This window comes from Magnetococcales bacterium, assembly GCA_015228815.1.
Classification (GTDB): Bacteria; Pseudomonadota; Magnetococcia; order Magnetococcales; family UBA8363; genus UBA8363.
Genome location: JADGCV010000010.1, coordinates 19,231 through 33,225 on the forward strand (window position 1 = coordinate 19,231; position 13,995 = coordinate 33,225).

Sequence of the window (13,995 nt, forward strand, 5' to 3'; positions counted from 1 at the left end):
CTCCTCCTCCTTTCCGCCTCAATAATACCATCCACGCATCACGGCTACCTGAGGTTTATGCACGGAAGACGCCAAGATCTCCGCCACTCGGGTCTCCATCGCTTGATTGATTACGCCAATCCCCAACACGGCGGTCCAGGAGAAAAATTGGTGAACGAGAAATTCCGCCATCTTCTTGGGCCGCCGTTCATCGCCGCCCCAACTATCTGACCCGATTACCTCCCAGTCGATTTCGCCATGGCGGGACCAGTCGTCGAAATACTCGGCGTAGCCCAACTCCGCATGCAGGTTGGTGAACGCCCATGGCCTACTGAGCCGCCATGCGGTTTCCACGGTACTGACCAGATGGACAATGCCGGACTGCCCACCCTGATATTCCGGCACATTGCCCATATGGATGGTGTAGAGCATGGGTGACCGGGGGCAAAAGTAGAACGGCGCATAGTCGCCAAGCACCCCTTTAGCTGCCACGGGCACGGACCGTTGCATGCGGCGCGCCTTGATATGGCTGTAGCCGATGCCTGTCACGGCCAGGTTTTGCCGGATACGCTCGGCATCACACCAGATTCCCCCAGTCTGGATGATCCTCGGCAGGTTGTCCACATGGGTGATGTGGTAGATTTTCGGCTGGGCGGGGGGCGTGGTCATGGCGATTCCTCCACCTCTTCCGGCTCCGTCTCGTCCTCCAGGAGGTCGTCCGCGCTTTCCTCGTCCAGATCCTCCAATGCGTCATCGGCTTCGCGCAAGTTCACGGCCACATCCCGCACGTCCAGCTTCCCGGTGACGACATCGGCAATCAGGCGTTCGCGGTATTCTCGAATGAGCCTGATCTCGTCCTCAGATCGTTGGATGGCTTCATCAAGGGGAACGCACGAATCGGTAATCCATTTGCAAACATCTACCTGCTCATCGATTGGCGGCAACGGAATAATGGCGTTTTTAATGTCATGTTTTGACAGTGCATACCGAGTCACTCCAGTAGCCAATACATGGAACTGTTCGGTGATACGGGCAGACCCGATTGAACGGAACAAGAACTCTCCAAAAAGGTGTTCTGGATCCGGACGCAACAAGCCCAGGTGGTAGGCGCATACCACCCCAGGCAGATCTTCCGAGACTAGAGCAGGAACTGCGATATCGTCCGGTGTTTCGGAATCCTTAGTGACGATCACGTCCCCACCTTTTAGGGTGAATCGTGATATTTCCCCATTGGTGGCTGTGGCCAGCATGAGGTCCATACCACCAATGATTCTGTCGTTCTTGTAAACGTCGGTGTAGTTGCAAAGGCGTACTGGGATTTCGTGGTCATGTGAGTGCTTGTCGACGCCACTAAAGCGAACATCGGCAACATGTTTCAGGAGGGTGGCTTCCCAATGCGCCGGAATCTCCGGCATCCAGTCGATGCCGGTGGGCTTCATGGGGGCGTTGGGGTCCAGGCCCCGGGTGACCGCCTTATTGATGATGGCCTGCTTCTGCTCGTTCAACAGAGCAATCAGCCGCCGCTTGTTGCGGATAAGATGTGCGGTGCGGCGGCCATGGGCATCGAGGAAATTCGCAATGGCTATCTGTTCCCCGGTCGGCGGGAAGGCCGAAGGCATCTGCTTGAACTCGTCCCAGTACAATCGGTTGCGGTCGGCAACGATGCCACGGGAGAACTTATTGACCTCCCGCATGTAGTCAGCTGTGCGGAACAGGTAGCTGTAATAGCGAGGGTTCACTTCCGGGAAAGGCCGGGCCACCACATAGGCCGGGCTGATCAGGCCATCCTTCGGAGCCACCCCAACAGCACCCTGCCACATGCGCATCATGTTGTAGGCGATGTCCCCCTTGGCGGCGCGCTTGTATTTGCTGCGGTCAGTCATCTGCTGCTTGCGTGCGCCGTTGTCCATGTCCCGCACCCTGACACCGGTGCGTAGCGAGACCTCCAGAATCGGCAACTCCTCATGCCCGGTATCGATCCGCTGGGCAAACAGGCGTCCATTTCGACGTACCTCCCAATGCTCCGGTACCAAGCCAAGCCAGGGGAGACCCGAGTCCCTCATCTGGGGATAGGGTATTAGGTTGGCACTCATGGCAGCATGCCCTCCAGTCTTGCAACGCGCTCAGCAAGTGTGTTCTGGAACTGGTCATCTTTGCATTTATCCAGGGCCTTTTTTGCTTCCTGATGCGCATCATCAATTTGGCCGCGTCGTTCGTATACTTCACTCAGCAGCTTGTGGTAACTCGATATATGCTCGGTTGCCCTGTGGTCTTTACCGACCAGTTCAACTGCCTGTTGAGCGGTAGCCAACGCTTCATCACATTTTTCAAGTGCCAACTCCGCTTCGGCCTTGCGATATAGAATCCAATGGTCGATGCGATCAGCCGGAACCTTCGCGATGGTTTCGAGGGCTTTTTGAGGCATGTCGGCGATAATGAAGGCTTTGGCTGCGGCGCGAGCATCATAGGATTTGAGCTGTTCACCAGCGGAAATGGCTGTAGCAAACTGAACGCTGGCATTCAAGAGTTGATCAACAAGTGATCTTCTGTCTTCTTTTCTGGCTGAGGTTGCAGTATTCGCAAGAGCTTCACATGCGCTCACCCACTGACCTTTTTCAACGGTTTCGGGTGGCATGGCCAGCATTTCTGGCAGTCTCTCAGCCAAAGTCAAACAGATCGACGGGTGGTGATATCCAAATTTAGAGGTGAATGAGACGAACGCTTCGTAAAATTGGCCGAACCCTTCCATCGCGGACAGTGCGATGAGATCCGCAAGTTTTTGAACCTGAGCAGGATCTTTAGAGAGATCATTTACGACATTCCCATAAGATCTTAGCCTTGCAAGTGCCGCAAGAGAAACACGCAGCGGAACCGCTGATGCATCCTTTGTCATCCCATCTATCAAGGCGCGCATGGATCTCTCCCCGGCGTCCTTGATATCGCTGCTTACCCCATATTGCATACCAAGGTGCGCGATTTGCCCATGGGTTGCGTGCCACTCTGGTTTCATGCTTAGAAGTTGGGTGAAGCAATTGAGAGCCTCTTGGTGGTTCTCACATCGCCTTAATGCTTTTCCACGATGATGCAGAAGTTCTGCTCTCACATCTTCGTCAGCAGCACCGGCAAGTGCATTTCCAAATTGCTCGGCGCATTGGCGGTAATATTCCTTCCTCTCGTCAGGACTATCGATTGCATAGGCGTGTGCCTCCTTGGCATCGATGAGGCACATTACCTTTGGGATGGGTACACCAGGGGATATTTCTTTGGAATGGATCTGTTCGTGCAATGCCTGCTTTGCATCGCTCTCCACTTGAAGAAGAGCGTAGGAGAGCCAGTCTGGATCACGCTCACCTCGTCGTGCGTGCTCGGCCTGCAACGGGTCGAGGGCAAGGTGGATTTCCCGGAGCGCGCTTGGCGTCATTTCTCCCTTTTGATCTCCAACATACTGCTCGACGGCAGTAGCCAGTTCCTTTCCATCAGTCTGGTCACGAACGGCCATGCAAACCAAATCATGAATTCTGGCAACGCCCGGAGTACTGGTTGGCAACAGGATAGAAAGATGCTGAAGTGTGCGCGAATGAGAAATGCCGATAAATTTACGCAAGAACTCCAAGTCATGCGTTGTCAAGCCTGAGTTGGCAATCTTCTTGAGCGCTTGAAACGCACCATTTTCCAAACGTTTCAGAATTTTACCCATGATCGACTGGCCGTCACGGCTTGAAATTTCAGATGGAGAATCTAGAACTTCCTTGTAAAGGTCGTTCGATGAAACCCCATCTTGAACAATAAAAGCGCGGGCTGTCGACAGGATTAACGGATTGAATTTACAGGACTGGATGAATCTTTTGGCCTCACCTGAGGCATTATCATAGTCTTCTCCGAGAATTCTTGATGCCGTATCAATGGAAACCTCAGGAATTGGCAAGCAACCTTCACCTGCCATAATTGCTGACTGGGATGTCACTAGAACAACACCGCCCTTTTGGAACCCATTCTGAAGCTCATCAAAAACGGACCGGTCTACCGGCCTTTCCAGGCCATCAATGACTAGAATGGCCTTGCTGGCGTTAAATAAGCCAACGATGTTGACAGGCGCGCCTCCACGGGATCTTTGAACAGCACTGAGAGAAGTGTCCTTTGGCCAGTCCTCGCCTGTGATCCAGACATAGTTTTCGAACTCATTGGCCTGCTGGTGGTGAACAAAACCGATGGCAGCTTGGGTTTTTCCTGATCCACTTACGCCGTGAAGCACGCAAACAGGGTATGCCTCAAAATGCTTGGCTAGGGCATCGCCAATCCCTTGATCATGGATATGGCCATCACATGGCGCGGGCAGCTTTCCGTAGTATTCGTAGTTATCAAGGTTCTGAGAAAATCCAGGGAAAAACTGCCTGTAAAAAGCCGCGCAATCTTGGTTATTTGTCGATTGCTGGTAGACTTTCTTTGCCATCTCACGGGCATCAAGAAAAACCACTCTCCCACCATGAGACTGCCCAATAAAGGTAGTATTGAATTTCGCACGGAAGGATGGCGGCTCCTCATGGTTGGTAATCAGGTAAATTTTATCTGGCCCCTGAGGCTGACGATGGCCAAGCGCGTGTTGGATGTCATTTTCAATCTTTGGGAAAGAATGAGCATTTTTCGTTGGGGAACTGTCTTCGTTCTCAAAGTAGCCCTGCTCTGTGCTGTACTCAGCGACAACCGTTGAGTCGTCGCTGAAGCTGTCAACAGTGTAACCAACGGGCTTGTAGTCCTTGTTGATGCCGTGGTGGACCATTCTCCCGCCTTCGAGCACCGAAACCATGTAGTGCCCAACGAGTTCCAGCTCAATCGCGCCCAGGCATACAATCTCGCCTATCAACTCCTTGATAATGCGCTTTTTGATGTGTTCGTGCATCATGCTCGTCTCCCGATCACATCATCCAGCAGCCCGTCGGTTTCCTTCTCCAAATCGCGGATGTCCGCCTCGATCTCCTCCAGCGTGCGCAGCGGCTGGGGTTTGTAGAAATGCCGGGTGAAAGAGATCTCGTAGCCGATGGCTGTCTTGCCAGCATCGATCCAGGCGTCCGGCGCATGGGGCAGCACCTCCCGGCGGATGAAGACCTCGACCCCGCCCTCCTCCAGGAAGGGCACTTGTTCGGTATCACGCAGGTCGGTATCCGGCTCGTACTCCACCACCATGGGTTTGCCGCTGACTACACGGTGATAGCTGCCATGGAGAGCATCCTGTTCCTGGTCCGCTCCCGCCTTGGCCCTGGTAACTTGCTTGATGACCGGCTCCGCTCCCGGATCCTTCACGCCCAGTCCTGTCATGAGCAATTTTTGCCGCTTGGCCGTCATGCGCATCCCCTGGGCTTTGGCTGCGGATTCGACCTGTTCCAGGAATCGGTTGAAGTCGCCATGAGGACCGTGGCCGAGAGGTGTGACAAGGTTCTCCACAAGGTCGGCCAGATCGCCTTCCCCCACATCGGCGCAGGTTTTCCGGAATTTCCGCACCATCCCTGCAGAAAGATCCACCATCAGGCGCAACGGACGCTCCACAGTCACTTTCCAGTAGCCGAACGCCTCGTTGGGAAAGACCTTGGATTGCTCGTTTTCCTCCCGGTTGAGGAAGGCATCGCAGATACGGCGCAGGTCATCGGAGCCGAGTTCACAGTTCTTCTTGCCCAGGTTCTTGCGCAGGGGCTTGAACCATGCGGTGGCGTCGATCAACTGGACCTTGCCTCGCCGCTCAGGTGCTTTGCGATTACTGAGAACCCAGATGTAGGTGGCGATGCCGGTGTTGTAGAAGATGTTGAGGGGCAACGCGATGATGGCTTCCAGCCAGTCATTCTCGATGATCCAACGGCGGATGTTGCTCTCGCCCGACCCCGCATCCCCGGTGAAAAGGGAGGAACCGTTGTGAACCTCGGCGATGCGGCTGCCCAGGGAGGAGACCTTCTTCATCTTGCTCAACATGTTGGCCAGGAACACCATCTGGCCGTCACTGGAGCGGGTGATCAGGCTGTATTCCGGATTGCCGCCATGGTCGATGACAAAACGCGGGTCGCGGAGATCCCTTTTGCCCCCAATGCGATCCAAATCGGTTTTCCAGGATTTTCCGTAAGGCGGATTGGACAGCATAAAGTCGAATTCCCGCGAGGGGAAAGCATCGGCGGAAAGGGTGGAGCCGAACTTCATGTTCTCCGCCTCGACGCCTTCGCCCTTGAGGATCAGGTCCGCCTTGCTGATGGCAAAGGTCTCCGGGTTGACCTCCTGGCCATAGAGGTGAACCGAAACCTCCTTGCCATGCTCCGCCGCCAGTTTATCCAGGGTCTCTTCGGCGACCGTCAACATGCCACCCGTGCCGCAGGCTCCGTCATAGACCAAATAGGTGCCGGACTGGATCGCTTCGGCAACGGGCATGAAGATCAGATAGGCCATCAACTCCACCACGTCGCGGGGGGTGAAGTGCTCGCCAGCCTCTTCGTTATTCTCCTCGTTGAAGCGCCGGATCAGCTCCTCGAAGATCGTTCCCATGGAATGATTGTCCAGGCCGGGGAGCCGGACCGAGCCATCCTGGTGAAGAACGGGCTTAGGGCTGAGGTTGACGGATTGATCGAGGAATTTTTCGATCAGGTAGCCGAGAACATCCGCCTCGACCAACGTCGGCATCTGGTTGCGAAATTTGAATTTTTCCAGAACTTCCTGGACGTTTGGGGAGAAACCATCCAGATAGGCCTCGAAGTCTGCTTTGAGCTGCTGTTGCTTGGCCCGGTAGGTCAGATCGCGCAGGCGGAAGGGAGAGGTGTTGTAGAACGCTTCTCCCGAAGACTGGCGCAAGGCCGCATCCTGGTTAGCCACTCCAGCTTTGTCGAGCTGCGCCTTCATGCGGAGCACAGCATCCTTGGTCGGCTCCAGAACAGCGTCCAGCCGCCGAATGACCGTCATGGGCAAGATCACGTCCCGGTATTTTCCACGGACGTAGACATCTCGTAGCACATCGTCGGCAATACCCCAAATGAAATTGCTGATATTCAGGCTGCTCACGCCTTGCCCTCCTTTGCCCGTCGGTGGGTGATCGCCCAATTCATTATCCATTTCCCTCTGTCATGGAGAAAGCCGAAAAAACCTCGTCACGATTGAGCAGGACGATCTGCTGGTGCCTGGGTTGGCGCACATTGGGGTCGAGGTCCAAGCCCAGCCTCTTCAGAAAATAGAACAGGAACCCCTTTCGGACGGAGATCACCATCTCCCCGTTCTCCATCCCGTAATCCAACTCGATGGCCTTGCGCTGGTTCTCGGTGAGGCCTGGATGGGGGCCGATCCTCACGTCGATGACCTCGTGCCATTCCCGGTCTTCCTCCGGGTTCAGGTCGTGTTCCTTGGTGCCCCGAATACCGGCAATGCGGGCCATCACGAAATCCTTGAACGCACCAGCCTTGTGGCAGAATGCCCGCGCATGCCAGCGGTAGCCATCGAAGGCCAGGGCATGGGGAGTGATCCAGCGCCACTCCGGTTCGGGTGCGCTCATGGATTGATAGCGGATCTGGAGAGCAACACCCTCGCGGATCGCCACCACCACCCGGCGCAGCCGCTCCGGATCGATGGCCCGCCGGGGTTGGGGTAATACGTCATAAGAGGGAATGGCCGACAGCCAGCTTTCCTCGGCGGTTAGGATGCCGGACGACATGGACAGGAGGTTGGCCAGATAACGATCTGAGTCCGGATTTAGAAACCGTGGATTGAATTCCTTGGCCGGATAGTAGCGTTTGGCCCGGATGTCGTAGACCAGATTACCGGGAGCCATCTCCTGGTACTGGTTGAAATCCGCCGAGGCCTGAGGCATGGAGACGCCGAATTGCTCGATCAGGTCGCGACGGTTGATCTTCCCCTCCCAGAAGAGGCGGAACTCAATGAACTCCATCCGGCGTTCCACACCCCAGCGCAGATCCTTGCCCGGTTTGGGGTCTTCCCTTGACTCTTTGCTGGTCATCGCTATCCCGTTTAGAAACTAGATTGACAAACAGACCATCATGGTCATAGTTTATAAACTATCATGGGTTGGTCGGGGAGTCAATGAAGCGGTTGAGGCGTGGGGAAGCGAGGGAATCGGCAATGGCAGAGAAGAGAAAAGGATCATGGATTCAAACCGTTACCGGAAGACAATTCTGGCCCATGGATGCCAAACCGGAAGAGGTGGATATCCTCGACATCGCCCATTCCCTGTCCATGCTCTGCCGGTTCAACGGCCATTGCAACCGGTTCTATTCCGTGGCCGAGCACGCCGTCCACGTCTCCCATGTGGTGGGTCTGGAACATGCCCGCTGGGGCCTGCTCCATGATGCGGCGGAAGCCTTCCTCTCGGACATTCCCCAGCCGGTCAAACGGGAACTGACGGTGTTCCATGAAATCGAGGAACAGCTTCTTCATGTGATTGCCGAGCGATTTGGTCTTCCTGCTGGGCTCCCTGTCGAGGTGAAGCAAGCCGATATGCTGCTTCTGGCTACCGAGAAGGCGGCACTCATGGGGCCGGAGCCTGCACCGTGGGAAGGAATTCCCGATCCCTTGGCACCAGGCATGATCCAGGGGTGGAGTCCTGACCAAGCCCGGCGGGAATTCCTGGCTCGGTTTGGCGAATTATTTGAAGTGATGTGCGCCCCGAGATAGGGCGCAGAGCTGGACGTTTCATCGGCGAATTGAGCGGGAGGCAGAAATGACCAATATCGATCCAAGATCAGTAAACGGAACCCACATTTTGCTGGGTGCCGAAATCACCGGCGGTTTCATGGAAGGGGCGCGCCTGGAGTTCTCCCAGGGACTCAACTGCATCATCGGCGGTCGGGGGACCGGCAAGACCACCCTCCTGGAGTTTATTCGCTACGTCCTGGGGCTGATGCCTGACCCCAGGCGCGGCGGCAAATCCCGCGCCCAGGCCGTGGTGCAAAGCAATCTCGCCAATGGCCGGGTCCGTCTCCATTTTCGTACTCGCCACGGGATGCGGTATACAGCGGAGCGTCCATGGAACGACGATTGTCAGGTGCTGGACGAGAACGGAGCGGCCACGGCCATCTCCCTGGATCGGGACCGCATCTTCCGGGCCGATGTCTACAGCCAGAACGAAATCGAACAGATCGCCACCGATACTGGCTTCCAGTTGAAGCTGATCGACCAGTTCGAGGAAGAGAACATCCGCTCGATCAACGGCGAGATCACGCGCCTGCTGCGTGACATCGACCACAGCTACGGGGAACTGGCGGAATTGGCGCGCCAGTTGGGAGATCTGACGGAGACCGCGTCGGAAGGACCGGCCATCGAGGAGAAGTTGAAGGGGTTTCAGCAGCAGAATACCGGCCCGGATGCCAAGCTCATTGAACAGGCGCACGCCCACAAGGCCCTGCGAGAGAGGGAGACCAAGGCCCTCGCCAGTCTGGCGACGGAGTTCACCTCCCTGGGCCCCAAATTTCAGAGCTATGCCGACACCATGGCCCAGCGATTGGAGGGGTACATCGGGTCGGACATCGTGAGTGGCCCGAATCAGGTTCTGTTCCAGGGGGTCGGTAACCGAGTCAGGGAATTCCTCGACGAGTTCCGCAAGGCGGTTCCCTGGGTGCATGAACACTGCCAGATCACCCTGAACGCCCTGGCTGGCGTGGCAAGCGAACTGGAAAACCATCATGCCGGTCAGGAGCAGGCCTATCGGGAGCTGATGGCCAAATCCCAGGAGGAGCAAAGCCGCATCACCGAACGCACCACGCTGCAAAAACGGCATCTGGAAGTGAGCGATGCCCGCCGGTCGTTGGAGGAGTTGAAACGGCAGCACGCTGTAAAATCCGGGAAGCACCGGGAAATGACCTCCCGTCTGTCCGGATTGCGGGATGAGCGTTTTCGGCTCCGCAAGTCCGTCGCTGACCGTCTGACCCAGGCATTGCAGCCTACCATCCGGGTGACCGTGACCCAGGCTGGCAACCGGCAGGCCTTCGCCGATTTGCTGACCGAGGGACTCAAGGGGTCGGGGCTCAAGTACGCCACCATCGTCGACAAGATCGTGCAGAACCTTTCACCGGAGGAGTTGGCCATCTGCGTTCAGCGCAAGGATGCGAGCCGTTTGGCGGAAATGGCGGGGATGGAACACGGTCGGGCGGCAACGGTGATCGAAAGGCTGGTGGCCTCGCAGACGGTCGGCAGGATGGAGACCGTCGAGATGGAGGATCTGCCCCGTATCGAATTGCTCGATGGCCGGGATTACAAGGACGCTGGGTCACTTTCCACCGGCCAGCGATGCACCACCATCCTGCCCATCCTGTTGATGGAGAGCGAACGCCCCCTGCTCATCGACCAGCCCGAGGACAACCTGGACAACGCCTTCATTTTCGAGACCATCGTCAAGAGCGTCAAGGAGGCCAAAGCCAGTCGCCAGCTCATTTTCGTGACCCACAACCCCAACATCCCCGTGCTGGGAGATGCCGACCGGGTGTTTGTGCTGTCCTCGGACGGGAGGCGTGGGACCATCACCCACCAGGGAACGGTGGACGAGGTCAAGGAGCGGATCGAGACTTTGCTGGAAGGAGGCCGGGAGGCCTTCCTGCGGCGCAAAGCGCGCTACGGGCATTGATGATGGCGACGGAACCGGAAGTCGGGCTGACGGGGCTGCTGAAGGACATTGATTCCGACCAGTGGTCGACGGTTCGCGAGGCCGTGGATCAGGCAGGTATCCTGCTGCGCCAGGGAGGTTTGGACCCCACCGCGCATTCTCTGGTTGGGCAACGTCTGGCCAAACTGTCCACCCATCCCAAATGGGAGGTGAGGAAGGCTCTGGCCCACGCCTGTCTTCACCTGCGCCACGACACCTTCGACCGGATCATGGCCGCCCTGGACCTGGATGACAACGATCTGGTCCGCAATGCCGCCAAGCGCACCCTTTCCCGGCGGTCGGAGCTATCCAGGACGGACATGCTCAAGGATCAGCATGGGGATCTCATGCTGCGCTGGTTGGAAGAACTGGAAGCCAAGCATGGTCCTCGCGCCCGCAACGCGGCGCGCCGGGTGGCGGAAAAGCTGCACGGCCAATTCGTGAAGGAACTGAACCACGAGATGGTCAAGGTGATCTCGCCCCTGGATGCCTCCCTGGAGAACATCGAGGTGGAGATCTCGAAGACCCGTTCCAATCCGGATGATCTGCATCGCCACACCCGACGCGCCAGGGAGCGGGTGCGCTTTTTGATTTCCATTCTGGAATCCCTGCGCGCCCTGACCCAGGAGGTGGAGCCTGATTTTCAGACGGAGAGCCTGCGTTCGATGGTCGAGGAAGCCATACATCTGGTGCGCGACCGCAAGAAGGAGAACCGGGTGATGGAGGCCGACATCCGCATCGACCCTGCCCTCACCGTGGAGGCCAACCGGCATCTGCTGTTGCAGGCGCTGACTAACGTCATCCAGAATAGCGTAGACGCCTATGCGGGCACTCAATGTCACCCTGTCATCACCATCACGGCCCACGAACACAATGGCAGCCGGGTACAGGTGACCATCGCCGACCAGGGATGCGGCATGTCCGAGGAAGCGGTGAAGGACGCCTTCCAGCTCTTTGCCACCAGCAAACCGCACGGCACCGGCTTCGGGTTGACCATTGCCAAGAAGATCATCGAGTCCGACCACAACGGAAGGGTCTATCTGGAGAGCATCAAGGGCAAGGGAACCACGGTGACCATCATACTTCCGAAAGAACAGGAGGGGCGGGAATGGTGAAAGAAGCGAAAGGCCGCCATACCGCCCTGGTGGTGGAGGACGACCCGGAGATGGCCGAAGAGTTGCGGGATCTGCTCCGCTCAGTGGGGCATGACACCGTCTCTGTTCCCTCTCAGGAAGAGGCACTGGGATTGCTGGACACCGGAAAATTCTGCTTTGTCCTGCTGGATCTCCAGATCAAGACTGCTCCAGACTCGATCAAGGCCAGGGTGGAGGCGGGAAAAACCTTGCTGCGAAAGATCCGAGAGCTTTTCCCCGCCCGCAACCAGGACGATCACCACCACCTGCAAATCCTGGTCATGAGCGGCTACGCCAAGGACATGCCCGACGTGATCCAATGTCTTCAGGATGGGGCGGACGACTTCATCATCAAACCCTTGAGCGGGAACAACCCATCTCTGACAGCGAAACTCGAGGAAAGCCTTCACAAAAGTAAGCGCGCCAGCCATGCGGAATGTCCAGGGGTGATGGACCTGGCGCGTCGGGAGTGTGCGCCGAATGGCTCCTCAACAGCTATTCCTTCTCCAGGGGTGCAATTGTCCATCTCTGGCGAATCCCAGGGAAAACGGACGGGGATCGTTATCGGCGGCAAGGCATCTTTTTTGCCTGACGCCCAGTTCTTGCTCTTGATGCGACTCGTGGCAGGGCGGGTGCGGGATGGTCAGGGCTGGGTTCACAAGGTTGATCTTGGTTCCAGTGATGCGGAAGGGTTCAAAGGAATGTCGAACCTCGCATCGGCCATCCAGTCACTCCTTCCTGAAGGATTTGCTTTCTACGAGAACGACAAGAAGGGGAGCTACCGCATCCATCCGGTGATTGTGGTCGGCAAGATCGACCATGACCGGCTGGGGCAACACAGCTCCCGAGAGGTCCGAAGACTGTCTTCTGAAATCATGGCCATCCGATGAGCAAGACCAAATTTGCTCTTGCCGGTTGGGAACCAAGACCATTTTTCGTCTTGCCGGATGGAACCCAGATGGCAACTGATGGCCATCAAGACGGGAAATGGTCCGGCTTCCGTCATGGTTCCACCGAGGCAAGAACAACAGGGCAGCCGGTACTCTTGAACGCATATTCAGCGTTCAAGAGGAAACCGTGGCGACCAAAACTCAACAGATCATCGGCAATAGCGCAAGCCTCCGGGCCACCCTGGCCAGCGCCAGAAAGGTGGCCCGCAGCAGTCTATCCGTGTTGGTCACCGGCGAAAGTGGCACCGGCAAGGAGCTGTTCGCCCGGTTTATCCATGACGAAAGCTCCCGTTCCAAGGGACCGTTCGTGGCAGTCAACTGCGCTGCCATCCCAGGCGAACTTCTGGAAGCGGAGCTTTTCGGACATAAGAAGGGGGCTTTCAGCGGTGCGGTGAACGACCGGGATGGTCTCTTCGTCCAGGCCCATGGCGGCACCCTGTTCCTGGACGAGATCGGCGATATGCCACTGCCCCTCCAGGCCAAGATCCTCCGGGTTCTTCAGGAGGGCGAGGTTCGACCGGTCGGAGCCAGGACAGTGCTAAAGGTGGACGTCCGGATCGTTTCCGCCACCCACCGGGACTTGGCCAAGATGGCCAGGGAGAAGAAATTCCGGGACGATCTGATTTTTCGGCTCCGGGGATACGCGTTACGTCTGCCGCCCTTGCGGGAACGGGAACGGGACGTCGTCACCCTGGCCCAGGTCTTCCTGAAATCCCAGAAGGAGTTCTCCGGGAAAGGATTGAGCCGAGACGTGCAAGAATTGTTGACCACCTACACATGGCCAGGGAACATCCGGGAGCTACAGAACGCCATCCTGGCGGCGGCTGTGGATGCCCCCAGGAACATCGGCGCAGAGCACCTGCGCCGTCACTTGTCGGGAGGCGGCGATTTGCCAAAGGTTACGGGGACGCCTCTGGAAAAGCGATTGCTCACGGTGTTAGAGGCTGGGGGGAAGATGACGCTGGCGCAGATGCATGCCGACCTGCACGTCCCCAAGCCCACCTTGCACCGGCATTTGGGGAAAATGGTCGCCGATGGGAAGGCCCAACGGTTGGAAGTGACAGGATTGGTCGTCTATTCACTACCAGTGCTGGAGATCAAAGATATGGATGCCCGGTTGACTCCCCGCCAGGAGAAGGCCGTGATCCATGCCAGGGAGAAAGGCCGCATTACTCGACAAGGACTCTCGGATGCGTTCGGGGTCTCCATCAGAACGGCCAGCCGGGATTTGGCAACACTGACTGAGCATGGACTCCTGGTATCAGATGGGCAATCAGGGCGGTTTGCAGGTTTTGTCTGTCAGTCAACCTCCGGTTAACTT

General features: G+C 57.1%; 10 protein-coding genes. 5 read left to right on the plus strand and 5 right to left on the minus strand.

Going from position 1 to position 13,995, the window contains the following annotated elements; all coding sequences use genetic code 11:
* Positions 1-18: 18 nt before the first annotated feature.
* From HQL76_05890 to HQL76_05910, 5 genes are read right to left on the minus strand one after another with little or no spacing between them, the layout of a single operon-like run.
* Complete coding sequence (locus HQL76_05890) at positions 19-648, minus strand: DUF4433 domain-containing protein (GenBank protein MBF0108687.1); 630 nt, start codon at positions 646-648, stop codon at positions 19-21.
* Complete coding sequence (locus HQL76_05895) at positions 645-2,072, minus strand: restriction endonuclease subunit S (protein MBF0108688.1); 1,428 nt, start codon at positions 2,070-2,072, stop codon at positions 645-647. Before HQL76_05895 ends, HQL76_05890 begins: the two co-directional genes overlap by 4 nt.
* Positions 2,069-4,879 (minus strand): tetratricopeptide repeat protein, encoded by a 2,811-nt coding sequence (locus HQL76_05900; GenBank protein ID MBF0108689.1) that lies wholly within the window; start codon positions 4,877-4,879, stop codon positions 2,069-2,071. The genes HQL76_05895 and HQL76_05900 overlap by 4 nt, the downstream gene beginning before the upstream one ends.
* Entirely contained in the window at positions 4,876-7,059 is a 2,184-nt protein-coding gene (locus HQL76_05905; protein ID MBF0108690.1) for an SAM-dependent DNA methyltransferase, read from the minus strand. The genes HQL76_05900 and HQL76_05905 overlap by 4 nt, the downstream gene beginning before the upstream one ends.
* Entirely contained in the window at positions 7,052-7,954 is a 903-nt protein-coding gene (locus HQL76_05910) for a WYL domain-containing protein (protein MBF0108691.1), read from the minus strand. The genes HQL76_05905 and HQL76_05910 overlap by 8 nt, the downstream gene beginning before the upstream one ends.
* 122 nt (positions 7,955-8,076) lie before the next feature.
* Between HQL76_05910 and HQL76_05915 the strand changes: the two genes are divergently transcribed.
* The 5 genes from HQL76_05915 (at position 8,077) to HQL76_05935 (ending at position 13,992) form a co-directional block, all read left to right on the plus strand.
* Entirely contained in the window at positions 8,077-8,628 is a 552-nt protein-coding gene (locus HQL76_05915) for a phosphohydrolase (GenBank protein MBF0108692.1), read from the plus strand.
* Between the two features lie 46 nt (positions 8,629-8,674).
* Positions 8,675-10,573, plus strand: a complete 1,899-nt coding sequence (locus HQL76_05920) for an AAA family ATPase (protein ID MBF0108693.1) — start codon at positions 8,675-8,677, stop codon at positions 10,571-10,573.
* A complete protein-coding gene (locus HQL76_05925; GenBank protein MBF0108694.1) occupies positions 10,570-11,706 on the plus strand; it encodes an ATP-binding protein in 1,137 nt (378 codons plus the stop codon). Before HQL76_05920 ends, HQL76_05925 begins: the two co-directional genes overlap by 4 nt.
* Positions 11,700-12,614 (plus strand): response regulator, encoded by a 915-nt coding sequence (locus HQL76_05930; protein ID MBF0108695.1) that lies wholly within the window; start codon positions 11,700-11,702, stop codon positions 12,612-12,614. Before HQL76_05925 ends, HQL76_05930 begins: the two co-directional genes overlap by 7 nt.
* A 187-nt stretch (positions 12,615-12,801) precedes the next feature.
* Positions 12,802-13,992: a sigma 54-interacting transcriptional regulator gene (locus HQL76_05935; GenBank protein ID MBF0108696.1), complete on the plus strand. Its 1,191-nt coding sequence runs from the start codon at positions 12,802-12,804 to the stop codon at positions 13,990-13,992.
* Positions 13,993-13,995: the final 3 nt, after the last annotated feature.

Excerpts from the sequence above, each read along its gene's own strand:
- HQL76_05890 (MBF0108687.1), bottom strand. The coding sequence starts at position 648 with ATGACCACGCCCCCCGCCCAGCCGAAAATCTACCACATCACCCATGTG.
- HQL76_05895 (MBF0108688.1), bottom strand. The coding sequence starts at position 2,072 with ATGAGTGCCAACCTAATACCCTATCCCCAGATGAGGGACTCGGGTCTC.
- HQL76_05900 (MBF0108689.1), bottom strand. The coding sequence starts at position 4,879 with ATGATGCACGAACACATCAAAAAGCGCATTATCAAGGAGTTGATAGGC.
- HQL76_05905 (MBF0108690.1), bottom strand. The coding sequence starts at position 7,059 with ATGGATAATGAATTGGGCGATCACCCACCGACGGGCAAAGGAGGGCAA.
- HQL76_05910 (MBF0108691.1), bottom strand. The coding sequence starts at position 7,954 with ATGACCAGCAAAGAGTCAAGGGAAGACCCCAAACCGGGCAAGGATCTG.
- HQL76_05915 (MBF0108692.1), top strand. The coding sequence starts at position 8,077 with ATGGCAGAGAAGAGAAAAGGATCATGGATTCAAACCGTTACCGGAAGA.
- HQL76_05920 (MBF0108693.1), top strand. The coding sequence starts at position 8,675 with ATGACCAATATCGATCCAAGATCAGTAAACGGAACCCACATTTTGCTG.
- HQL76_05930 (MBF0108695.1), top strand. The coding sequence starts at position 11,700 with ATGGTGAAAGAAGCGAAAGGCCGCCATACCGCCCTGGTGGTGGAGGAC.